This window comes from Varunaivibrio sulfuroxidans (genome assembly GCF_029318635.1).
GTDB lineage: Bacteria > Pseudomonadota > Alphaproteobacteria > Rhodospirillales > Magnetovibrionaceae > Varunaivibrio > Varunaivibrio sulfuroxidans.
The window spans coordinates 549,038-571,186 of record NZ_CP119676.1 but is presented as its reverse complement, the minus strand read 5'-3'; the positions used below and the strand labels follow the sequence as shown (position 1 = coordinate 571,186).

24 protein-coding genes are annotated in these 22,149 nt (G+C 55.4%); 12 read left to right on the top strand and 12 right to left on the bottom strand.

Annotated features, from left to right (window positions below):
- Window positions 1–287 precede the first annotated feature (287 nt).
- The 8 genes from phnG (at window position 288) to P3M64_RS02535 (ending at window position 8,116) form a co-directional block, all read left to right on the top strand.
- Window positions 288–944 carry a phosphonate C-P lyase system protein PhnG gene (gene phnG, locus P3M64_RS02570; RefSeq protein WP_243644712.1) on the top strand — a complete coding sequence of 219 codons (657 nt, stop codon included), beginning with the start codon at window positions 288–290 and terminating at the stop codon, window positions 942–944.
- The gene (gene phnH / locus P3M64_RS02565) at window positions 941–1,561 is read left to right on the top strand and encodes a phosphonate C-P lyase system protein PhnH (RefSeq protein ID WP_132938235.1); all 621 of its coding nucleotides are present in this window, start codon (window positions 941–943) and stop codon (window positions 1,559–1,561) included. Before phnG ends, phnH begins: the two co-directional genes overlap by 4 nt.
- A gap of 3 nt (window positions 1,562–1,564) precedes the next feature.
- Complete coding sequence (locus P3M64_RS02560; RefSeq protein WP_132938236.1) at window positions 1,565–2,743, top strand: carbon-phosphorus lyase complex subunit PhnI; 1,179 nt, start codon at window positions 1,565–1,567, stop codon at window positions 2,741–2,743.
- Window positions 2,740–3,678, top strand: coding sequence for an alpha-D-ribose 1-methylphosphonate 5-phosphate C-P-lyase PhnJ (locus P3M64_RS02555; RefSeq protein WP_132938237.1), 939 nt, complete (start codon window positions 2,740–2,742; stop codon window positions 3,676–3,678). The genes P3M64_RS02560 and P3M64_RS02555 overlap by 4 nt, the downstream gene beginning before the upstream one ends.
- 1 nt (window position 3,679) lies before the next feature.
- Entirely contained in the window at window positions 3,680–4,486 is an 807-nt protein-coding gene (gene phnK, locus P3M64_RS02550; RefSeq protein WP_132938238.1) for a phosphonate C-P lyase system protein PhnK, read from the top strand.
- A 7-nt stretch (window positions 4,487–4,493) separates the two neighbouring features.
- A complete protein-coding gene (gene phnL / locus P3M64_RS02545; RefSeq protein ID WP_243644713.1) occupies window positions 4,494–5,219 on the top strand; it encodes a phosphonate C-P lyase system protein PhnL in 726 nt (241 codons plus the stop codon).
- A gap of 388 nt (window positions 5,220–5,607) precedes the next feature.
- Window positions 5,608–7,107: an SLC13 family permease gene (locus tag P3M64_RS02540; protein ID WP_132938360.1), complete on the top strand. Its 1,500-nt coding sequence runs from the start codon at window positions 5,608–5,610 to the stop codon at window positions 7,105–7,107.
- A gap of 40 nt (window positions 7,108–7,147) precedes the next feature.
- Window positions 7,148–8,116, top strand: coding sequence for a universal stress protein (locus P3M64_RS02535; protein WP_132938239.1), 969 nt, complete (start codon window positions 7,148–7,150; stop codon window positions 8,114–8,116).
- Window positions 8,117–8,248: 132 nt separating this feature from the next.
- On the opposite strand, the gene P3M64_RS02530 is transcribed toward P3M64_RS02535, so the two are convergent.
- The 5 genes from P3M64_RS02530 to P3M64_RS02510 all read right to left on the bottom strand — a co-directional run bounded on the left by P3M64_RS02530 (window position 8,249) and on the right by P3M64_RS02510 (window position 12,397).
- A complete protein-coding gene (locus P3M64_RS02530) occupies window positions 8,249–8,773 on the bottom strand; it encodes a universal stress protein (RefSeq protein ID WP_132938240.1) in 525 nt (174 codons plus the stop codon).
- 5 nt (window positions 8,774–8,778) lie between these two features.
- The gene (locus P3M64_RS02525) at window positions 8,779–9,498 is read right to left on the bottom strand and encodes a TIGR02186 family protein (RefSeq protein WP_165886235.1); all 720 of its coding nucleotides are present in this window, start codon (window positions 9,496–9,498) and stop codon (window positions 8,779–8,781) included.
- Window positions 9,499–9,562: 64 nt separating this feature from the next.
- Window positions 9,563–10,477 carry a sulfite exporter TauE/SafE family protein gene (locus P3M64_RS02520; RefSeq protein WP_132938242.1) on the bottom strand — a complete coding sequence of 305 codons (915 nt, stop codon included), beginning with the start codon at window positions 10,475–10,477 and terminating at the stop codon, window positions 9,563–9,565.
- Between the two features lie 348 nt (window positions 10,478–10,825).
- Entirely contained in the window at window positions 10,826–11,740 is a 915-nt protein-coding gene (locus tag P3M64_RS02515; protein WP_132938243.1) for a sulfite exporter TauE/SafE family protein, read from the bottom strand.
- Window positions 11,741–12,133: 393 nt separating this feature from the next.
- Window positions 12,134–12,397 (bottom strand): ArsR/SmtB family transcription factor, encoded by a 264-nt coding sequence (locus P3M64_RS02510; protein ID WP_322111244.1) that lies wholly within the window; start codon window positions 12,395–12,397, stop codon window positions 12,134–12,136.
- A gap of 305 nt (window positions 12,398–12,702) precedes the next feature.
- Here P3M64_RS02510 and P3M64_RS02505 point away from each other — a divergent pair, with 305 nt between their 5' ends.
- Complete coding sequence (locus P3M64_RS02505; protein ID WP_132938245.1) at window positions 12,703–13,149, top strand: DsrE family protein; 447 nt, start codon at window positions 12,703–12,705, stop codon at window positions 13,147–13,149.
- Window positions 13,150–13,357: 208 nt separating this feature from the next.
- Window positions 13,358–13,885 carry a thioredoxin family protein gene (locus P3M64_RS02500; protein ID WP_276157056.1) on the top strand — a complete coding sequence of 176 codons (528 nt, stop codon included), beginning with the start codon at window positions 13,358–13,360 and terminating at the stop codon, window positions 13,883–13,885.
- Window positions 13,886–14,325: 440 nt separating this feature from the next.
- Here P3M64_RS02500 and P3M64_RS02495 read toward each other — a convergent pair whose 3' ends face one another.
- From P3M64_RS02495 to soxX, 6 genes are all read right to left on the bottom strand, one after another.
- Window positions 14,326–15,069: a cytochrome c biogenesis CcdA family protein gene (locus P3M64_RS02495; protein WP_132938246.1), complete on the bottom strand. Its 744-nt coding sequence runs from the start codon at window positions 15,067–15,069 to the stop codon at window positions 14,326–14,328.
- Window positions 15,070–15,151: 82 nt separating this feature from the next.
- Window positions 15,152–16,843 (bottom strand): thiosulfohydrolase SoxB, encoded by a 1,692-nt coding sequence (gene soxB / locus P3M64_RS02490; RefSeq protein ID WP_132938247.1) that lies wholly within the window; start codon window positions 16,841–16,843, stop codon window positions 15,152–15,154.
- A gap of 192 nt (window positions 16,844–17,035) precedes the next feature.
- Complete coding sequence (gene soxA / locus P3M64_RS02485; RefSeq protein ID WP_132938248.1) at window positions 17,036–17,824, bottom strand: sulfur oxidation c-type cytochrome SoxA; 789 nt, start codon at window positions 17,822–17,824, stop codon at window positions 17,036–17,038.
- A gap of 29 nt (window positions 17,825–17,853) precedes the next feature.
- Window positions 17,854–18,180 (bottom strand): thiosulfate oxidation carrier complex protein SoxZ, encoded by a 327-nt coding sequence (gene soxZ, locus P3M64_RS02480; protein WP_132938249.1) that lies wholly within the window; start codon window positions 18,178–18,180, stop codon window positions 17,854–17,856.
- A 34-nt stretch (window positions 18,181–18,214) separates the two neighbouring features.
- The gene (soxY, locus tag P3M64_RS02475; RefSeq protein WP_132938250.1) at window positions 18,215–18,697 is read right to left on the bottom strand and encodes a thiosulfate oxidation carrier protein SoxY; all 483 of its coding nucleotides are present in this window, start codon (window positions 18,695–18,697) and stop codon (window positions 18,215–18,217) included.
- 34 nt (window positions 18,698–18,731) lie between these two features.
- A complete protein-coding gene (gene soxX, locus P3M64_RS02470; protein ID WP_132938251.1) occupies window positions 18,732–19,187 on the bottom strand; it encodes a sulfur oxidation c-type cytochrome SoxX in 456 nt (151 codons plus the stop codon).
- 359 nt (window positions 19,188–19,546) lie between these two features.
- On the opposite strand from soxX, the gene P3M64_RS02465 reads away from it, so the two are divergent.
- Complete coding sequence (locus tag P3M64_RS02465) at window positions 19,547–19,684, top strand: hypothetical protein (RefSeq protein ID WP_165886236.1); 138 nt, start codon at window positions 19,547–19,549, stop codon at window positions 19,682–19,684.
- A gap of 263 nt (window positions 19,685–19,947) precedes the next feature.
- On the opposite strand, the gene P3M64_RS02460 is transcribed toward P3M64_RS02465, so the two are convergent.
- Window positions 19,948–21,042 carry a YeeE/YedE family protein gene (locus tag P3M64_RS02460; RefSeq protein ID WP_276157055.1) on the bottom strand — a complete coding sequence of 365 codons (1,095 nt, stop codon included), beginning with the start codon at window positions 21,040–21,042 and terminating at the stop codon, window positions 19,948–19,950.
- Between the two features lie 525 nt (window positions 21,043–21,567).
- Here P3M64_RS02460 and dsrE2 point away from each other — a divergent pair.
- Window positions 21,568–22,068 (top strand): sulfur carrier protein DsrE2, encoded by a 501-nt coding sequence (dsrE2, locus tag P3M64_RS02455; RefSeq protein ID WP_132938253.1) that lies wholly within the window; start codon window positions 21,568–21,570, stop codon window positions 22,066–22,068.
- Window positions 22,069–22,149: the final 81 nt, after the last annotated feature.

Here is a 22,149-nt window from a genome sequence, read left to right as displayed (position 1 = left end):
GTTGACGGACGCATGGTGGGGATGCGTATGGCGTCAAAAAAAGTTCATTCAACAGTTGTTGCGCGGCGCGCCCGTTGAGTCGTATAAGAACACAATAAGATATAGACGTCTATACAAATTAGCCAAAGATCCCGTTTTGGCCGCAAGGCGAAAAAACCGAACGCGCCTACTAAATTCGATTGTTTAAGAGGCTGGTCATGCACTCTCGGTTCAAGCTTCGGAGATTAGGGTCAGGACCCTAGGTTCGACGAGAGGAAGTTCCCGTCGAAGAAACCCGCCCCACGCAAATGGCGACACCGCAACACCAGTGCGATTATGGAAAAATGCCACATATCGACAGCGCCACGCCCCTCAATGAGCCCACCGACGCGCGGGTCGCCGCGCAAACCGATACGCGCGCCGATGACGATCCGGGCGCCGTGCGCTCCGCCGCCGAAAGCGGGGAGGCGGAGACAAGCGAGGGAAGGGATGGGATGGGCGCGGACAAAACGCCTCGTCAACGCTGGATGGGGGCGTTGGCGCGATCCGACGGCGCGACCCTCGAAGCGGCATGGACGGATCTGGATGGGGTTCCGGATTATACCTTCTTGCGTCCGGCGGAGATCGGAATGGTCATGGTTCGCGCTCGGGCGGGCGGCGCCGGACGGCGCTTTAACTTGGGTGAAATGACGGTTTGTCGTTGTGCGGTGCGCACCGGGGACAATTATATCGGACATGCTTATGTCGCCGGACGCGACACCCGCCATGCTCACTATGGCGCGCTTTTCGACGCCCTTCTTCAAGATCCCGTCTGGTATGCCCGATTGAAAACGGACTTGCTTGAAAAGCTCGCCGCGTCTCAGGCGCGCCGCCGACAGGCGTTAAACCGCAAGACGGCCGCGACCAAAGTTGATTTCTTCACCCTGGCGCGCGCGCAGGGCGTGCAAGGAGGCGACAGCTCATGACCGCGCAAACTCCAATTTTTGGTGGGGACACGCAGCCGTTGCCCGGGTTTTCCAATCCCGGCCACGACAGTCAGCGCGTCTTCCGTTCCGTTCTTGAGGCGATGTCCCATCCCGGTCGGGTCGTCGATTTTGACGATCTTCCGGAGCCGCCTTTGCCGTTGTATCCCTCAAGTGCGGCGATTTGTCTCGGTCTGGCGGATTTCGAGACTCCACTGTGGATCGACGACGCTATCGCCGCCTCGGCGCAGACGGTCAACCATCTGAAATTCCACTGCGCCTGTCCGATCACCACCGTACCCGGCGCGGCGCGCATTGCGTTGCACGCCGACTCCCTGAGCTGCGCCGACCTGGCGCGCTTTTGCCGGGGCACGGACGTGCGGCCCGAAATCTCGACCACCGTGATCGTTCAGGTCGAGAGCTTCGAGGAGGGGCGGGGGAAACGCCTCGACGGCCCCGGCATCGACGGCGCGCGAAGGTTGTCTGTCGGCGGCGTTCCTGAACGGTTCTGGTCCTCGTTGAGGGAAAACAACGCCCAGTTCCCCCGCGGCGTCGATGTTATTTTATGCGTGCGTAGCGCTATCGTCTGCCTGCCGCGCACGACCCGAGTCGAGGATTAAGCGATGTACGTTGCGGTCAAAGGTGGCGAACGGGCGATCGACAGCGCCCATGCCCTGCTCGACGAACAGCGCCGCGGCGACCCCGCCGTGGCGGAAATTTCACCGACCCAGATTTCGGAACAAATGGGGTTGGCCGTCGATCGGGTGATGAGCGAGGGCGCCCTGTATGACCGCGATCTCGCCGCGTTGGCGCTAAAGCAGGCCTGTGGCGATCAGGTCGAGGCCATTTTCCTATTGCGTGCCTTTCGCACCACCTTGGCGCGCTTTGCCGCCAGCACACCCATCGACAGCGCCGCGATGAACACCCGTCGGCGCATTTCCGCCACCTACAAAGACCTTCCCGGTGGACAAATGCTGGGACCGACGTTCGATTACACCCATCGCCTGCTTGATTTCACCCTGGCGGAGACGCCCGGCGCGGCGCGCTCGGAGCGCCGGGCGAAGAGCGAACGGCCGGTGACGGCGGACTATCCTGTTGCCGATGATGGCGATGAACTACCCGTCTTGCCCCGAGTTTCCGAATTTTTGTCCCGCGAGGGCCTGCTCCAGGACGAGGTGGCCGAGGATGACCAACCCGTCGGCGACATTACCCGCGATCCGATAGCCTTTCCCGCCGAACGGGACGTGCGCCTGCAGGCGCTGGCGCGCGCCGACGAAGGCTTCTTGCTTGGACTCGGCTATTCGACGCAGCGCGGCTATGGCCGCAATCATCCCTTCGCCGGTGAAATTCGTCTCGGAGACGTCGCGGTGGAGATCGTCCCCGAGGAATTGGGTTTCGCCATCGAGATCGGCGACATCACCGTCAGCGAGTGCGAAATGGTCAATCAGTTCACCGGCTCGGCGCAAGCCCCGGCCCAGTTCACGCGTGGCTATGGGCTCGCCTTCGGCTACTGCGAGCGTAAGGTCATGGCGATGGCCCTGGTCGATCGCGCCTTGCGCGCCCGCGAACTGGGCGAGGAGGTCACGGCGCCCGCCCAGGACGATGAATTCGTCCTCTCTCATAGCGACAATGTCGAGGCGTCGGGTTTCGTGCAGCACCTCAAGTTGCCCCATTACGTCGATTTTCAGGGAGAACTGGAAACCGTGCGCAAGCTGCGCGCCGATGCCGACAAGGCACGCCACGGTGACGACAAGCAGTGCGATAATCCGGTGTCCGACACCCCGAAGGAGACGGCGTCATGAATTCAAGCAGACCGTGGCCCGGCGACACCGTGGCGGGGCAAGGCGCTTACAATTTCGCCTACCTGGACGAACAGAGCAAACGGATGATCCGTCGGGCCATACTCAAGGCGGTGGCGATTCCCGGCCATCAGGTCCCTTTTGCGTCGCGGGAGATGCCTTTGCCCTACGGCTGGGGGACAGGCGGTATTCAGATTACCGCCAGCATCATCGGTAAAGACGATACCCTAAAGGTGATCGATCAGGGCGCCGACGACACCACCAACGCCGTCAGCATTCGCCGTTTTTTCGCCAAGACGGCGGGCGTCGCCACCACCGAGCGCACCGCGGAAGCGAGCCTCATCCAGACCCGCCATCGGATTCCCGAGAGTCCCTTGGAAGAGGGACAAGTCTTGGTCTATCAGGTTCCCATTCCCGAACCGTTGCGCTGGCTGGAGCCGCGCGAGGCGCAGACTCGCACGATGCACGCGCTCGGTGATTACGGTGCGATGTCGGTCAAATTGTATGAGGACATTACCCATTATGGGCGGATCGCCACGACCTACGACTACCCCGTCATGGTCGGCGGGCGTTATCTCATGTCGCCCTCGCCAATCCCCAAATTCGACAATCCGAAAATGGACCGTATGGCGGCGCTACAACTGTTCGGGGCCGGGCGTGAGCAGCGCATTTACGCCGTTCCACCCTACACCCGGGTCGAAAGCCTGGATTTCGACGACTATCCCTTTGCGGTGCAGACCTGGGACGAGGCGTGCGCCCTATGTGGCAGCGCCGACAGCTATCTCGACGAGATCGTGATCGACGACGCGGGGGCGCGAATGCATGTTTGTTCGGACACCGATTATTGCCGGGAACGCCGCGAGGCCGGGCACGGCGGCGCGCCCGAAACGACGGACGGGGCCACGGACGCGACCGCGAAGCGCGAGGCGGCGTACTGAGATGACAATACAAACGCCCCTCTCGGATCTCTCCGGCGGCAGACCCCTGATGCGGGTTTGCGGTTTGCATAAAATGTACGGCATGCGGGTCGGTTGCGCCGATGTCAGCTTCGACATCTGGCCCGGTGAGGTGCTCGGCATCGTCGGCGAATCGGGATCGGGGAAAACCACGGTGCTGGAGTGCGCATCGGCCCAACGCTCTCCCAGTGGGGGGGGCGTGTGGTACGACCTCCCGGAGCGGGGCCTGTGCGATATATTCTCCCTGAGCGCGGCCGAACGACGCATGGTGATGCGCACCCAGTGGGGTTTGGTGCGGCAAGACGCCCGGGATGGTCTGCGCATGGGGGTCAGTGCCGGAGCCAACGTGGGCGAGCCGCTGATGGCGGTGGGGGCGCGCCACTACGGCGATATTCGCACTCGGGCGCTCCACTGGTTGCGTCGGGTCGAAATCGACGCCGAGCGGATCGACGATTTCCCGACGACATTTTCCGGGGGCATGCGGCAACGTTTGCAGATCGCGCGCAACCTCATCACTGAACCGCGCCTATTGTTCATGGACGAGCCTACTGGCGGCCTGGATGTCTCGGTGCAGGCGCGTCTCCTCGATCTGTTGCGTTCCTTGGTGGCGACGCTGGGCGTTTCGGCGATTATCGTTACCCACGACCTGGCGGTCGCCCGCCTGCTCGCCCATCGCCTGGTGGTGATGCGCCGGGGGCGCATCATCGAAAGCGGGCTTACCGATCAAGTCCTCGACGACCCGCAGCATCCCTACACCCAATTGCTGGTGTCCTCGATCTTACAGCCCTGAGGATCTCATGAAAAAAAACCCCTCCATGATCGATGACGCGGATATGATTTTCGTTCGGGGGATCGAAAAAACCTTTACCCTGCATAATCAGGGTGGCATCGAAATCCCCGTCCTGCGCGCCGTCAGCGTGACCGCGCGGCGCGGTGAATGTCTCGTCTTGCGCGGTCCGTCGGGGGTCGGCAAAAGCACCCTCTTGCGCGCCTTGTACGGCAACTACCGAATCCAGGCTGGGGCCATCTGGGTGCGCCACGGCGATCACGTCGTCGATATCGTCGGCGCATCCCCCCGTCAAGTTATCGAGATCCGCCGTCGGACCATCGGCTACGTCAGTCAATTCCTGCGCGCCGTCCCCCGGGTGCCGGCGATCGATGTCGTCGCCGAGCCTTTGATCGCCTTGGGCGAGAGGGCGGCGCACGCCCGCGACAAGGCGGCGGCGGTATTGCGCCGGATGAACATCCCGGAACGGCTGTGGTTGCTGGCCCCGGCGACATTTTCCGGCGGCCAACAGCAACGTATCAACGTTGCGCGCGGCCTGATCGTCGATTATCCGATTCTGCTGCTGGACGAGCCCACGGCATCGCTGGACGCGGACAACCGCGATGTTGTCGGCGCCCTGATCGGCGATGCGTTGCGACGCGGCGCCTGCGTTGTCGGGACCTTTCACGACGACGCCCTTCCCCAGGCATTGGGCGCGAAATTTTTCGAGATGGCGGCGTTGACGTCCGCACCGTGAAGACTGATGGGGTTCTAAAAAATAGGTCGTGTTTTGCTAAGGCATCTTTTCCCTTGCGAACCCATCCCATCCTGTCTCATCCCATCCTGTCTCATCTCATCTCATCTTTTAGGGTGCCGGAGGCTCCTTTTTCGATTAAGAAAAGGCTCGAACTCGATCAAGAAGCGGCGCGGGTTTGCACGGTATAGTGCGATTTCTTTTCCCGGCATCGCCTGTTGGGCGGATGGAGGTAAATGTCTTAAGGTTAATAAGTGAGGGGATTTTCAATCCCGGATAGAGTACCATGATTCCCACGGGTGGGGCCTTTTTGCGGGTTCGTGTTCTCCTTGCATGAAAACGCCATGAATATAAGCCACGGGGACCCGTGGACACAGGGGGTGTGCTCGCGATGTTTAATGGGCGGATAACGGTCGGCGCGCTCTCGAAGAATCTACCTCGTATTCTTCATGTACGCCGCCGTTTGAATCTTCTCTATTTCTGGGAAAAACGTTGGTTTTTCATCGCTCTCGCCGTGGGCGCGATCCTGCTTAGTTTGGGACAACCCGAAGGACTGAGTCGCGAAGGGATGATCGTTCTGACCGTCTCGCTGGTCGCCACGATTTTGTTTATCACCGAGCCGGTTCCCTTGCCCACCGTGGCGCTACTGATCGTGACGGCGGAAGTCGTCTTGATGGAACTGGAATCTTCCACCGTCGCCAAAAGCCTGATGAGCGATTCCGTTTTGTTTATCATGGGCTCGCTGATGTTGGCTGTGGCCGTCGTCAAGCAAAAGTTGGATACGCGAATCGCCTGGATATTGGTGCGCATGACGGGAACCCGCACGGCGCGAATCGCCTTTGGAATATCGGCGGTTTCGGGAATCCTGGCCTCGTTCATCGGTGAACACACGGTCGCTGCGATGATGTTGCCGGTGGGAATCACCTTGATCAGCCTGACCTCGGACGACCCCAGGAAGGTGCGTAAACTGGCGGCCGTTTTATTGTTGTCCATATCGTACGGCTGTTCCGTCGCCGGTATTGGCACGCCATCGGGCGGGGCGCGTAACGCCATCATGATCGGCTATTGGAAAGAATTTTTTTACGACCCGACCAACCCCGCGACATATGGCTATCTGGTCGATTATCTGAAGTGGACATTTTACGCCTATCCCATATTTTTGGTGCAACTGCCGTTTGTTACGTTGATCCTGCTGTTTACCTTCCGCCCCGAATACAAGGATATGTCTCGCGCGATCGTTAAGCTCCGCGCCAGGGTCGAGGAACAGGGGCCGATGAAAATCGGCGACTGGCTGTCGATCGTCCTTTTCCTGATGGTCTTGGGGGGATGGATTTTCCTTTCCGGCGATCATGGCATGGGCACCATCGCCATCGCCGGAGCCGCCGCCTTCTTGGTTGCCGGTCTGGTGCGCTGGGAGGACATCAACTCGGGCGTCAACTGGGGAGTCGTTTTGCTGTACGGCGCGGCAATATCCCTGGGCGTTCAGATGAAGGACACGGGGGCGGCGCAATGGGTTGCCGAAAGCTTCCTCGCGCTCCTCACCCCCTTGGGGGCGCATAGCGGAATTGGTCTGTGGGCCGCCGTTTCCGTTCTGACCACCTTTGTGACCAATACCATGTCCAATGGCGCCGCCGTCGCCGTGTTGGGGCCAATCGTCCTGAAGTTGGCCGTCGCGGCCCACGAAAGCCCGATCGTCCTGGGCTTCGTGACGGCGGTTTCGTCCGCTTTTGCCTACCTTACCGTGGTCGGTACGCCGGCGTGCACCATCGTTTATGCATCGGGTTACCTGAAAACCACGGATTTCCTTCGTGTCGGTTGGAAAATGGTGATTGTCTCGACGGTTATTCTGCTTATCGGGGCTTTGGTGTATTGGCCCCTGATCGGCGTGTAGGACGTTTCCACCGGCGTGTTCAGTTAAGGAGTATGTTGCCGTGAACGACCTGGATCAGAAAGCTATCGGCGATGCGATGGACGATCACCGGTTTCGCATCCTTGTGTGTATAGACGGATCGGACGAATCTTACCGAGGGCTGCGCTATGCCGCCAAACTCGGTGGGGGAATCGACGCCGATATCGTTCTTTTGTACGTTCGCCCCGCCGATCAGGGGTTGCGCTCCGGGGGGTTTGAGATCGAAGTGGCGCGCCAGAACATGTTGGAGTGGGGCCTCGAATTGCCGGGGATTAAATATTTAAAGAAAGGTCGCGATCTTCTCGTCGATCTGGGCGTTATGGACAATAACTGGGAGCAGCACAGCTATCACACCGATGTCCAGGGCACGACGCTGGGGGACAATAAAATTGAGTACAGGAATGAAAATGGCAAGAAGACGGTCCTAAAACTTAAAGTCGCCCCGGATGTCGCTACCGGTATTTTGCAGCAGTACGAGCTGGCGCCTTACGATTTGATCATCTTGGGGGCGTCTTCGCGCTGGAAGGGGAGCATTAAGGGATTTTGGGATCCGGCTGTTGCCGAAAAAGTCGCTATTCACGCGCCCTGTTCCGTCTTGATCGCCCGTGATTTGGAAGTTGGGCATGGACATTTGATCTGTACCGACGGCTCCGCGACCGCCATGGATATGGTGCGCAAGGACGCTATGATCGCTAGCCGATGCCAGTGCCCGATTTCCATCATGTCGGTTGCTTTGGATGATGAAGGCGAGGAAAAGGCGCGAGAAAACGTCGAAGCGGCTCGCAACGCGCTCGAATCCATGAAGATTTCCGTGGCTGAAACCTTGATCCGCAGGGGCGATCCGGTAGAAGAAATCGTCGAGGCCGGGCCGGATTATTCCCTGATTGTCTTGTCGGATACGGCGAAGAGTGGCCTGCATCGATTTTTCATGGGGTCCGTCGCCTTCAAAGTCATGGAAACGGCGCACAATTCGGTCATGATCGTACGCTGAGTGTCCTGTGTTTTCGGGTACGGCTCTTGGAACGGCCCTTCGGCGGCACGGCCCCTGACGCGGACTCCCGGAAGCAAGCGCCCCGCGCCCTTTTCCCCTCAAAGGAGGAGGAGGAGGGGGAGGGTGCAGAGATCATGTGATTTGGTCTATTTCCTCGTCCGTAAGCGATCCGGGGACGATCGTGATCGGAACGCGCAGCTGACCGGCCATCTTCTCAATCAAGGTCGATACCAGCGGACCGGGACCTTCGGCGCCCGTCGCTGCGCCGAGAACCAGAAGTGAAATGGATTTTTCTTCTTCGATCAGCTCGATTAACTGTTCGAGAAGGTTGCCTTCGCGGATGTAGTTTGTCGGTTTTTTTCCGGTACGTTTGAAAACCACATTCGAGACGACATTCAACATCTCCTCGGCTTCTTCCAAGCGTTCTTCACGCATCAGATCGCCGACGGCGACCCAGTGATGGAACTCGGCCGGTTCGACAACATAGAGCAAGGACACCCGTCCGCCGACCCGTTTCGCTCGGGCGCATGAAAAGCGAAGCGCCTGGCTAAGCTCCTCGGTGTCGTCAACGACGCATAAAAAGGTAAATTCCTTATTTTCGTCGGTGTGGATTTCACTGCCCTCTAGGGCTTCGGGAGATAATCTTTTTTCACTCATGAGTTTTAAGCCTTCCGGAAGATGGCGTTTGCAACCCATCCTGCCAGACCGGCAACGATGATAGCAAGAATTCCGTACGCCCAAGCCTGTTGATGGGCGAAATTGTAGATTTCTTCTTCGACGCCGATTTTATGCACGCGCATCTCCGTTTCATGGCGCGTGACGATTTTGTCGTCGCGCACCAAATAGGTCTCGATCCGGTAATCGCCCACGGGAACGGCGGCGGGAAAATGAAGGGTGGTGCGAAACAGATTTACGCCGACGAATGTCACATCCCCAATATCCGTCGCGTAAAGGCCTTGCCGGCGTTTGTTACGCAGCAGGGCCTCGTGGTAGGCGGCCTGCTTTTCCGGCCCCATGGTGGTTCCCGCAATGGGACTGAAGACCAAACGGTGTGCGCCGATCTGTTCACGCTTTAGGACATCCTCGGGCAAAATTTCGTTCAAGGGACGACTGCTGGCGACGGTATAAAAATCGGGTACGCCGACAAACTCCATTTCGCCACTGTTGATCCAAAGTCCCATGACGTGCTCCTTGTGGCGCACGATTTCCTTGCCTTTGGGGCCACGGACAACGACGATAATGTCGCTTTTTTTGTTTTGGTCGGTGGCGCCGAAAAGAAGAAGGTCGGTACCACTGAAAGCCGTGGTGATCGCAACCTCGTTATGGGAAAGGTCGATCGCTAAATCTTCGCCATGAGCGGTGGATATGCCAAAGAGGAGCATACATATTGCGATAAAAGGTGAATTTTTACGCATTAAGCGCATTAGCATTGAAAGCGTCATGGACTTAGTGACCTCCAACGGGGCCGATTGAAAAAACATCAACTGGGGTGATGAGAAGATCGAAACCGATTTTTCCGCAAACCCCAAGAACCATTACGGCAAGGAGAACGCGAAGCTGTTCGCCATGCAGTTTCGCACCGGCCTTGGCGCCAAACTGGGCGCCGATCACGCCGCCGGCAAGCAAGAGCAGCGCCAAGACGACATCAACGGCAAAGTTATTGACGGCCTGCAAGATGGTGACATTGGCGGTGACGAAAATAATCTGAAAAAGCGATGTTCCCACGACGACCGCCGTAGGCATGCCGAGCAGATAAATCATCGCCGGAACCATGATGAATCCACCGCCAACCCCCATGATCGCAGACAAGATGCCGACGACGACGCCGATCATGAGAGTCGGAATCACGCTGATATATAGACGCGAACGATGGAAACGCATCTTCAAGGGCAGCCCATGCATCCAGTTGTGCACCCTGCGCCTGGGAGCGGCTTGCTTCTGGCGATGCATCATCGTCCTCAGACTTTCGACGAACATAACCGATCCGATGATTCCCAGGAAAACGACATACGAGACCTTAATGACCAGATCGATCTGCCCGAGTTCCTTGAGGATTGTGAACAGCCAAACGCCCAAAGTAGAGCCGATGACGCCGCCGATCAGCAGCATGACCCCCATTTTGACATCGACATTGCCCCGTTTCCAGTGGGCGAGAACCCCGGACACGGACGACGCTACAATCTGGTTGGCTTCCGTGGCTACGGCGACCGCGGGGGGAATGCCGATAAAGATCAGCAAGGGAGTCATCAAGAAGCCGCCGCCAACACCAAAAAGACCGGAGAGGAAGCCCACGCCGCCCCCCATGCCTAAGATTAAAAAGATGTTCACTGAGACTTCGGCGATGGGGAGGTAAATTTGCATAGCGATTTTTGCCTTATTTCCCTGCCCGGGACGTGTTGGCCGAGGCGGTCAAAACCACCCATGCACGCGTTTGAAATGTATTTTTTGTCGTCACGCGCGTCTGTTTTCCATCCCGGTGGCCTTCTTTAACGTCCCAGGTTTTGAACCGAACGTTCCCGACAGAGAAAAAATGTCGGAAAAAGGCGTGTGTGAAGGCATGATCATATGTCTGTAAGGCATCGAATAAAACAAAAAACCCCTTACATTTAAAGACATTAGAGGCTTCTAATGTAATGTGGGCCGATTGTCAAGGGGCGTGCATCGACAATATCGAATTTCAACCGGCGGCGCGGGGGGGGGCATTCTTTTTTAATTTCCGCCCAACATCGCCAAGGAATAGACGTCTTCGGGCGTGGCGATCAGGCCATAGGCCATCTTTGCGCAGACGGCGACAACCAGTAACGCCAAAAGAACGCGGAGCTGTTCGCCATGCAATTTGGCGCCGAGCCGGGCGCCAAATTGGGCGCCGATGACCCCACCGACCAGCAGCAGCAACGCCAGGACGACGTCCACTGCGTAATTGTTAACGGCTTGCAAGATGGTGACGTTGCCGGTAACAAAAATGATCTGAAAAAGCGATGTCCCAATGACGATCGACGTCGGCATGCCAAGAAGATATATCATCGCCGGAACCATGACGAAGCCGCCACCGACCCCCATGATTGCCGAAAGAACGCCGACGATGATGCCGATTATGAAGGGGAGAATGGCGCTGATATACAGGCGCGAACGACGAAACCGGGTCTTGAAGGGCAGTCCATGAATCCAGGTGTGATGATGGCGTTTTCCCGCCCCCGCATTCTTTTTGCGCATCATGGCGTTGATGCTTTCGACAAGCATCAATCCCCCGATGATGCCGAGAAAAACGACATAAGACAATTTGATGACGAGGTCAATTTGACCCAACGATTTTAAGAAGGTGAACAGCCAAACGCCCAGGGTTGAGCCGATCACGCCGCCAACCAGCAAAATAATCCCCATCTTGAGATCGACATTACCGCGTTTCCAGTGCGCGAGGACGCCGGACACGGAGGCCGCCACGATTTGATTGGCCCCGGTCGCCACAGCGACGGCGGAGGGAATGCCGATGAAAATCAACAAAGGGGTGATTAAAAAACCTCCGCCGACGCCGAACAGGCCGGATAACAGGCCAACGCCCCCACCCATGCCTAAAATAACAAAAATATTGACGGAGATTTTAGCTATAGGAAGGTAGATCATCATGACGGTTACGCCTCGAATTCAGTCTCGAATACAGCCTGCAGCACACTTAACCGAATGTTCGGCGTCGGCTGGCGCGACCATTTCATGGCGGTTGCGTCTCACAGCGCGATAGAGCGAAACATCATAAGGTGTGCTGACAGCCCCCAAAAGCCTACGAAAGAAATTCCCGAAAGCTCGTGAAAACGATTGCTCGTTAACGATAAGATCGGTGAAAGTCTGGGGTTCGAAACGCCGCCGCCTTCCATGTGCTCGGTCCCGCTTCGTATGCGGACCCCCAATCGACACATCCGGCGAGGCTATGCGAGGAAAACACAAAACCCCTTCGATTCAAGGATATTAGGGGCTTCTAATAAGAACCGGCCCGTTTGTCAATAACCTGCACTCGATTAACGATTAAAAAGTTGCGCAATTGTTATTATAGATTTTGTAAAGGGCCTCAATGATCGCTCTCGGCTCGGGGCCGGCGATCGAATAAAAAATAGATTGTGATTTTCGGCGCGTTTTTACCAAGCCGTTTTCACGAAGGACCGCAAGATGTTGGGAAAGCGCCGACTGGCTCAATTTAACGGTGGTGTCGAGTTCGCCCACCGTCTTCTCGCCGTGGACCAGCTGGCAAAGGATCATAAGCCGCGTCTCGTTGCTCATGGCTTTGAGCAACTTGCTCGCCGCCGTGGCCCGGACCTCCAAGATATCTAGAGAAGTTTGCTCTAAAGCTGGTTTCATAGCTAATTTATTAGATAATTCTTATATATCTGTCAAGCCAAAGCCCACGTGGCATGCGGCTATTGCGTATGGCGTGCGTCTGGAACAATCGTCATCTCGGAGCGCGCTGTGGGCGCTTTATTTTTTCGTCAGCAGAGGCGAGGATAGCCTTAAGGTGCTTTCATCACACGTTCGGATAAACTAATATAAAGAAATTCGAGTAATCTAATATAAAAAAATATTTTCAAGGGAGAGGTTTTATGCAATTCAGGCAATGGGTTGGGGTGTTTTTGGTTTTTGTTGCTTGTGGTATTTCCACGGCCAAGGCGCAAGAGTTCGCCGATCCGCAACCCACGATGGACAACCCGCGGCGAATCGTGCTCGGGGTGGATACCAAGGATGTCGCCCGCCTGAACAATATTTTATACAATACCGTCAATCTGCAAAAAAATTATGGGCAGGATAACGTCGAAATCGCCATCATCGCTTACGGCCCCGGCGTGCGTATGCTGTTGAAGGGGTCGCCCGTCGCCGAGCGCGTACGCTCCTTGATGATGTACGGCGTTAAATTTATCGCCTGTCAAAACACGATGGACACCCTACATAAAACTAAAGCCGACCTTATCGACGGCGTGAGCGTCGTGCGGTCGGGGCTGGCCGAAATCGTCGAGCGGCGCTTGAAAGGGTGGGTCGATATCAAGCCCTAATTCCAAGGACGGTCCCCGCCGAAAATATCGACCCTTCGCGCCGCTGAGACGCAGCAAAAAGGAGGTAAATAAAATGACGGGATTATCCAGACGATCGCTTTTGGCATTTTCCGTGGCGGCCGCGGCAACGGGGATGGGTGTGGGGATTTTTCCCTCGCGCGGTGAGGGCGCGCCGGTCGCGTCGGACGAACGTTTGCCCGTACCGGCTTTGGGTGAAGACGGCTTATATGTGCAGCCGTGGTTCCTCGACAGCTTTCTCGAACTTTCTAGCGATTTGGCGGAAACGTCGGCCCAAGGAAAGCGGTTGGCGATTATGTGGGAGCAACGGGGGTGTCCTTACTGCCGTGAAACACATTTAGTGAATCTGCGCCAACCCAAGGTCGTTGATTACATTACCAAGCACTTCAATGTGATCCAGATGAATTTGTGGGGCGACCGAGAAGTCGTCGATTTTGATGGGGAGAAACTCTCGGAAAAGAAACTGGCCCGCAAATATGGCGTGCAGTTCACGCCGACGATCATGTTTTTCAAGGACGACCCGAACGGAATCGGAAAGCTATCCCCACGAGATCGCGAGGTTTGGCGATTGCTCGGCTACTGGAAGCCGTTTCATTTTCTCAATTCGTTCGTTTATGTCTCTGAAAAAGCCTATGAAAAAGAACCTAATTTTCAACGATGGCTTCAGGGTGTCGCCGAGGAAATGCAACGTCGCGGAGAGCCCGTGAATTTGTGGTGACGCACGCACAAAAGGAAGGTCGCACCTCAGGGTCAGGACCTATTCATCTGGTGCGTCTGGTTTGTGAAAAATGTCACAAGCCGAGGAGAAGACTTGCCGGAAGTGCCGTTCACTTTCAAAAGTCTTCGACGACGTTCCTGGGGCATTTTTCACAAATCCCCGCGGGACGGGATGGGTTTAAGCGCGGATGTCGCTGGAAAACCCTTGCAATGAGGGCCATTGCGGCGGATTTTCCGCCTAACCCACACTTAAACTCGTCTTCGCCAGACGGATCAGATTAAGAGGTCCTGACCCTAGGTCTCGGTGGTTTGAGTTTAACATTTGCGTCCGACGCCATTGGACACGAATGCGTGAAGAAATCAAACCGCAATAAAAAGAGAGGCAGGGGTCGGCCCGATGGTTCGCGGGAGCGAAACGCCGGAGCCGGTCCCCCGGCCTAGTTAACCTTGTTCGCCCAGGCTGGGGAAGGTTTCCAAAATCCATTGCGAAGCGTCGGCTAGAGAGCCCGTGAAAATGGCGATGCCGGTTAGGATCAATAAAACGCCAATGGCGATTTCCACCTTGTGCAGGTGGCGACGGAAGCGTCCCATGAACGTCATGAAGGGTTTGACCGCGAAGGCCGCCAGCAAGAAAGGAATGCCGATGCCGGCGGCGTAAACCGCGAGCAAGCGAACACCGAACCATACCGAATCGCTTCCCGCCGCGACCATTAATATCGTCGCCAGAATAGGGCCAACGCAGGGTGTCCAACCGAAGGCGAAGGCCAGACCCAAAACATAAGACCCGAAAAATCCCGAAGGTTTGTTTTGGATATGGACCCGCTTTTCAAAATTGAGAAAACCAATTTTGAAAATACCCATGTAGTGCAAGCCAAAGATGATAATGACCACCCCCCCGAACTTGGATAGAACCCCCATGTTCTCGGCGAGGACGGCGCTCAATGTCGTCGCTGTTGCGCCCAGGGCGACAAAAACGGAGGAAAAGCCAAGTACGAAAAAGAGGGCGGAAAGAAAGACCTTACGCTGAACCGCCTTGTTGATTCCATCCTTTGCGGTTAATTCGTCGAGGGTGGAACCTCCAAGGAAACAAAGATACGCCGGAATCAAGGGAAGGACGCATGGGGACACGAAGCTCAGAATTCCAGCGGTAAATGCGCCTAAGTAGCTAATGTTAAACGGGTCCATAAGTTATCCTGAATTTCTTTGGCGGCTGAACGACCTTACGTTTTTCAACCGGCATGCCTACCCCGACGCGTGGAAAGGCGCCCTATATCGTGACTTTGATCGTATTGTTTTGCGGAACCGAAACAACTTTTTTGCGACGAATATAATCGGAAACGACATCGTAGATCGGCGGCCCTTCGGTGCCTGGGTTGACCGACGCCCATCCGCCGACGGTATATGTCTTCTTCGCGTCGATCTGCTCTCCGGTGTCCAGCAGGGTCATTTCGCTGATCCGGTTTCCGATTGTTTTCGAAATATCGATGGCGTAGCCCATACCGCCGACGCGAACCATATCGCCGCCTTGTTGGTAGTAGGGATCTGCATTGAACAGATTGTCGGCGACGTCTTCCAATATCGTTTTCAGACGCGCCCCCGTCATTTCCTGACGGTAGCAGTTGGGATAGGTGATCGCGGTTTGTGAAAACAGATCGTCGGTGGTGATGGCCTGTCCGGGCAGAAGCGTCGCCCCCCAACGAAATCCCGGCGAAAGGGCAATCTGGGTGTCGCGTTCCTGACGAATGGCTTGGCAGATCAAATCATCGAAGCTGCCGTTGAAATTGCCCCGACGGTACAACAGCGAGTCCGTACGGCCGAGAATTTCGGAAATGTCTTTTAGATACGGTGCGCGTACGTCGCGGACGACGGCGGCGATTTCCGGGTCGGGGGCGATGGCGTCGGAGAGAATGGGGATCATTTTGAAGCTGTGGTTGACGATTTTTTTACCCTGAACGTCCAAATCCAGTCGCGCCAAGAACTTGCCGTGCGATCCGGCGGCGACGAGCAGGGTGTCTTTGACCTTGACCAAGGCGGGAATGGCGTCGTGGGTGTGGCCGGTCAGGATGACGTCGATGCCTTCCACGCGGCCGGCCAGTTTGCGATCGACGTCAAAGCCGTTATGCGAGGCGAGAACGATTAGGTCGGCTCCATTGGATTTAGCCTCGGCGATATTTTCGACAATCATATCTTCATTAATGCCGAACGACCAGTCGGGGACCATGTAGCGCGGGTTGGCGATCGGCGTATAAGGGAAGGCCTGTCCGATAACCGCGACCTTGACGCCGGAACGTTCGAAATAAGCGATCGAATCAAACACGCGTTCTTGCCATTCGTTATCCTTGACGTTACCCGCTAGGAAGGGGAATTTCAGTTTTTTGATCAACTCCTTGACGCGGTCCTCACCATAGGTGAATTCCCAATGGGGGACCATGACATCGACACCCAGGGCGTTCATCGCCGTGACCATATCCTCGCCGCGAGATTTTAATGATCCGTAAGAACCCTGCCAGGTATCGCCGCAGTCGATCAGAACCGTGTTGTCCGGGCGTTCGGCGCGGATAGCCTTGATTAAGGTCGCCATATGCGCCAAGCCGCCGACGCGTCCGTATTGTCGAGCCAGGGAGACATAATCGTCGCTGGTGAAGGCGTAGGCATCCATCGTTCCGGCGCGAAGTTTGAAATAGTTCAGAAAATCTTTCCCCGTCAGGTGCGGGGGGATGCCGGCGGATTTACCGACGCCTAAATTGGTGGATGGCTCACGGAAATATAAGGGCACCAATTGGGCGTGGATATCGGTGAAATTCAGCAACGTGACCTGCCCGACGGGATCGAACTGAAGAAGTTTCTCCTGGGTAATTTTTTGTCCGGCGGCGGCGCGCCCTAGCGAGGAACACCCCGTGGGCCCAAGCAGGGCTGCGGTCGCGGCGGTTATTTGCATGAAATCTCGGCGGGTGAGCATGTTGTTTTCCGTTTCTCCGTTAGGGATAAACCGTTTGGCGGAAGCAAATTAACCGCCAAAATGGGGCGGGACCCCCTTTGCCTATTCCATTTTGTTGTGATGCGTGTCTCGGTGAAAAATAAAAAAGAATAAATTGAGAAAAAGGGGCGGCATGGGCCAAGGCCAAGGCCACCCCTTTTTGAGTAAATTTGGCTACTTCCGAACGGAAGGTGTCTCGACCTTAAGGCCTCGACCACGCCAAGCCAAATAGGTTTCGAGATTGAGATATTCATCCGAACCATAGCCGTAAGGTTGTGCGCGGATATTTTTGTTGCAGCCCCGGAAACGCCGGTCTAGAGATCCGATTTTTTGCCATTTTAGACGGTAGGTCGGAAAACCATTCGACTGTCCCTGAGAAAGCAGTTCGGCGCGAATATATTGACCGGCATGGTCTTCGTGGCAATTGCTGCACGCCATGTCGAGCTGTCCGCGGCGTTTGTAGTAAAATTCTTTGCCTTTGAGCCAAGCCTGATGCAAAGGATCGTTTTCGTTGGCTGCGGTCGAGACCACCGGCATGCCGCGCGACTGCATGCGGATTAGCGCCGTCATGCCGAGCAGTTCGTCGGATTCGTATTTATAAGGCTTGGCCTTCATCTTTTCCGTACGGCACTTATTGATGCGCAATTCTATATTGATCGGCTTCTTCGTTTCCTTGTCGTACACGGGATAACGGGCGCCGACGCCTTTCATGCTTTTCACGTCGCCGTGACACGATGCGCAGGACTTTCCCGCCTCTCCCTCGACTTTGGTCCAGTTTTCTGAAGCCAGGTCAACCCATGGCATGGCGGGGTTGGAAAAATCATCGTCTTGCATGGCGCGTGTTTCAGGCGTTGCCGTTTTATAGCCGGACCAAGCATCAGGATTCGAATCCCCCCCCGTGCAGCCGGCCAGCAGAGCCCCCATACCCAGTGTGATGATAACCCCGGTAAGTTTAATATTCATTTTTGATAACCTCCCTTGGTTATACCCCCTTAAGAAACAGCGATATTTTTACTTGTTTTTACGGTTTTCCCGTTATCGTCTGTCCATGCGAACTCGAACGTGCCGCTGTCCGTGGCCCTTGCATAAAACGCGAAGTAGGGGTTGGCGGAGATGGACGTGTTCATATCGGCGCGCAAAATCTCGTTCCCGTTATAGGTGCAGGTAAATTTATTGATGATCATGCGCGGAATTTTTTTGCCGTCTTTTCCCTTGCGATTCCCGGTTTCCATGGGATGGGTAATCAACGTTTTGATTTCAAAAACTTCCCCTTTTTTCGCCGTTTTGGGGACTTTAACGCGCGGCGGTTTGGTAGCCATTATTGGTTTCTCCTGTAAAAAACGATCTTTACACTCAGCCGCCGCAGCCGCCGATGGTGACTTTGACTTCTTTGCTTGTGGAGTAGACGGAGCCGTCGCTCATAACGGCGGCGGCAACGACCTTTTGGGTTTGTCCCAGGCGCATGCGCGTCGAGATGTCGGCTTTTCCCGCCGCCGGGGTCAGGTAGAAGCTGACGACTTCGGGGGTTGGATTGCCTTCCGCCAATAAGTGAATTTGTTTGACGTAGTTGTCCGCGGTCATCGGGCTATCGACGATGAGGGTCACCGGAACGCTGGCGCCGTTCTCTGCGATTTCGGGCAGCTTTAAGGTGATTTTACCCGACTGGGGCGTAACCCCACCAGTCAGCTTGGCCAATGCCGTGGCCACTTCCTCGGGGGTGGCCTGGGCGACATTCGCCGTTAGGGAAGCCCCGGCGATCGCCAGCACGCCTACGCCCGCCGCCTTCAAGGCGTTGCGCCGTCCTGTATCAATTATTTTTTGTGGTTGGTTATTCATTTCGTTCCTCTTCGATTTTTCGGAAAAACTTCCGTTACTTTAAGGTCATCATGTAGGCGATGACGTCTTCCACATCTTGCGCCGACAAAACGGTTTTCCCTCGAAAGCCCTTGAGAACGCGATATTGGCCCAATTTGTAAAAACTGGGCATCATGGTCGCTGGGTTAATCATCTTAGAATCGACGAGACGCATGCGCATTTCGGCGACGCTATGATGCTCGGGAATGTGTTCCAGTGCAGGCCCGGTTTGTCCGTGAAAGGGTTGCTCGGGAATATCCTTGATGTCGTGGCACGCCAGACAATTCCCCTTTTTTCGGTTGATTACGATTTTACGGCCACGGATAGGGTCCCCGGCAACGCCGGTTAGCGATTGTGGGACGGTATCGTCCTTAATCACAACATCGTTGGGGGCGGTTACCTGCGCGGCGTACGCCGTGGATCCCATCAATGCGAATCCCATGGTGGCGACAAAAATTTTTAAGGTCTTCATTGTCCCTCCCTTTTAAAAAAGGTCTTAGTCGTTGTTTCCCGCAGGGAACGCCTCCACTTGCGGGGAGCTTGCCGACAATACGCATCTATGTGCGCTGATTTATCGACCGTACGGAGTTGCAAACCCTTTATTGGTGTATTGTCAAAAGATCAGACAACCCCAGGGGTATTGCTTATGCATAAAATAGACGGATGAGGATACAACCTTAACTGTGTACTAGAACTCAAGCGCGACGTCGCCATCAAAGGGTCCCGCCGCGTTTATCTAACGCAGTCGCCCCACACACGAGTTTTCGGAGATATTTTTCCCATCATCCCAATTTAACGCCTCGGCCTCCCAGGCCTTTTAAAGGATTTTTTATGGATCGCATTGATGCGAAATTCCTTTTATTAGATGAAGATAACATTATCTCTGCGAATGGCTATAGACAATTAGGGAAAACCCCTATTTGTACAGGGGGATTTACTAGGGATATGGTCGATGTTTCGATTTTTTAGGCGCAAAGGCGCGCGCTTAACGGAGCCGAAGCCAGGAAGCTGGCGGCAAAACAAAAAGCCTCCTTCTCGATGACGCGCGCAACCGGAGGACGCTCAAGGGGAACATTAAGAGGGGGGGCGCAATGGCGATCCCGGGATTTATTCTTATTATCGGTCTTTGTCTTGTAAAATGACAAACCTCGCCATAATCATGGCGAGGTTTGCGTGGACTGAGGCGCGCCGTTTGCGCGCGCCCGAGAAGATAGGCGAGGAAAGCTCGTCGGTCAGCCGGCGGCGAAAATTGCCCTGAAAGCACCACTGAAAGACCCTTCCTCCATGCGTTTTAACGAGATGACCGCACCCATGATGATCGACGATAAGGCGATCAACGAGCCGACGGCCAGGGTGGACATGCCCGTAATTCCTTGGCCGATCGTGCAACCCAGGGCCAACACGCCGCCGGTTCCCATCATGGCGGCGCCAAACAAATGTCCGATCATGTCCGGCGTTGTGGAAAACCCCTCGATGTGAAAGGATTTACTTGCGATCGCGGCCAAAAACGAACCCAGTATGACCCCACCGACGGTGGCGATGCCGAAATTGATCGTCGCGCCGGAAAACGTCATCAGGTACTGAAGGCTGTCGCCGGAGGGCGCGACGAAGGTGAACGAGGCCAGTTGTGTCGGTTCGAAATCATCGTATCCCATGACCCCGGTGATGTACCAACCGATCGGGGTTAGGAGGCCAATGATGACGCCCGCCGAAATATTAAGCGGTTCGCCGCGGAATTTACGATCCTTGAAGCAGTAAATCAACAATGCCCCGGCGAAAATCGCGGTAATTGCAACCCGGATGGAATCGGGCTGCACGCCAACCAATTTTGCTATGATATCCACCATTCCTTGGCTTTGCAGGCCGACGCCGGTCAGATCGACGTTGGCTGCGGCCTCCATCTGGACGCGCCCCATGCCGATCAATCCGCGTAAGGTCATATAAGCGAAAACCCCCATGACGAGGACCACGATCAGAGATTTTAAATTCCCACCACCGACACGAATCAGGTTTTTCCCGGCGCATCCACCGGCCAGGGTCATGCCGTAGCCAAACATCAGCCCGCCGACAATTGCGCCGAGCCAACCGAAATTACTGGTCAGATAGATCGATTTATAAATGTCAATGTACCCGAGAACGTGAAGCGTCTGGGTTCCAATAATCGCGACGGCAATCGCCAGCATCCACGACCGGAAACGGCCTTTGTCCCCCATCAGCACCATGTCGGATACGCCCCCCATGGTGCAGAAATTTGTTTTATTGGCCGTGGCGCCGAAGACAACTCCGGCCAACAACCCGAAGGTGGACACAATCGTCCCTACACTCATCGCTTCCATTTCACCATCCCTTGTTTGATCGATATGTTTTTTTCTATTTTTTTGGCGCTCAAGCGTCCCGCGAACGCAATTTTGTACGTCTTGATCTATTGGCGAGGCCGCATGAACGAATTTTTCAAGCTAATGCTTTAGTGTATTAAAAGATTATACTAAATTAGAGTCCACTAACGCCTTCGCTGCGGCTAAACCTATCACGCCGTTATAATTCGTGAATTGGGGTTTTCCCTACTATTGGGGGTTCCCTCCGAATTTTAACTTTTATAACAAGGCGTTGAGATTGTTTACGCAGGCACGCCCCACCGTAGTTTAGCGAAGCGTGTGGGGTGTTTTCCTTGTCGGAATGTCTTCTCCGCGGCTCTGGATATGCAATGGGGGTACCTGAAATCGTGATGCGTAGGCACTGAGTACTACCATTGGGAATTTGAGGTACGTTAGATTGGGGTTATATAAGAAAACGCTAAACTCTTAAATCGACGTATGTTGATGAGTTGGCATATTTTTAATAGGGAAGAAACAATGTCAAATAGCGGTGAAAACACCAAAAAGATGTCGATCATTGTCACGAAGGGGACCTTGGACTGGGCCTACCCGCCGTTTATCCTGGCGACAACCGCCGCCAGCATGGACGTCGATGTGACTTTGTTCTTCACTTTTTATGGGCTGCAATTGCTCAAAAAAGATCTCAGCCATTTACAGATATCCACGCTGGGGAACCCGGCCATGGAAATGCCCATCATGGGGATGCACATGACGATGCCTAACATCGTTTCCGCCATTCCCGGCGTCGATGCGATAGCCTCGTCGATGATGCGTAACCTGACCAAGAAAAAAGGGGTTGCGTCGATTCCTGAACTGCGTGACATGGCCGTTGAATGCGATGTCAAAATCATCGGTTGTCAGATGACACTGGATTTATTCGAGTGGAACAAGGATGACATGATCCCGGAGATGGAGCTTGGCGGAGCCGCGACCTTTATGGAAAAGGCTCTGGATTCCGATGTTAATTTGTACATCTGATTAGCGTCCCCGGCGGGGGGCGTCCGCTTCCCCTGTGTGGCCTTTTCTTTTGTTCCGCCCTGGTTCTGCTGTACCGACCGG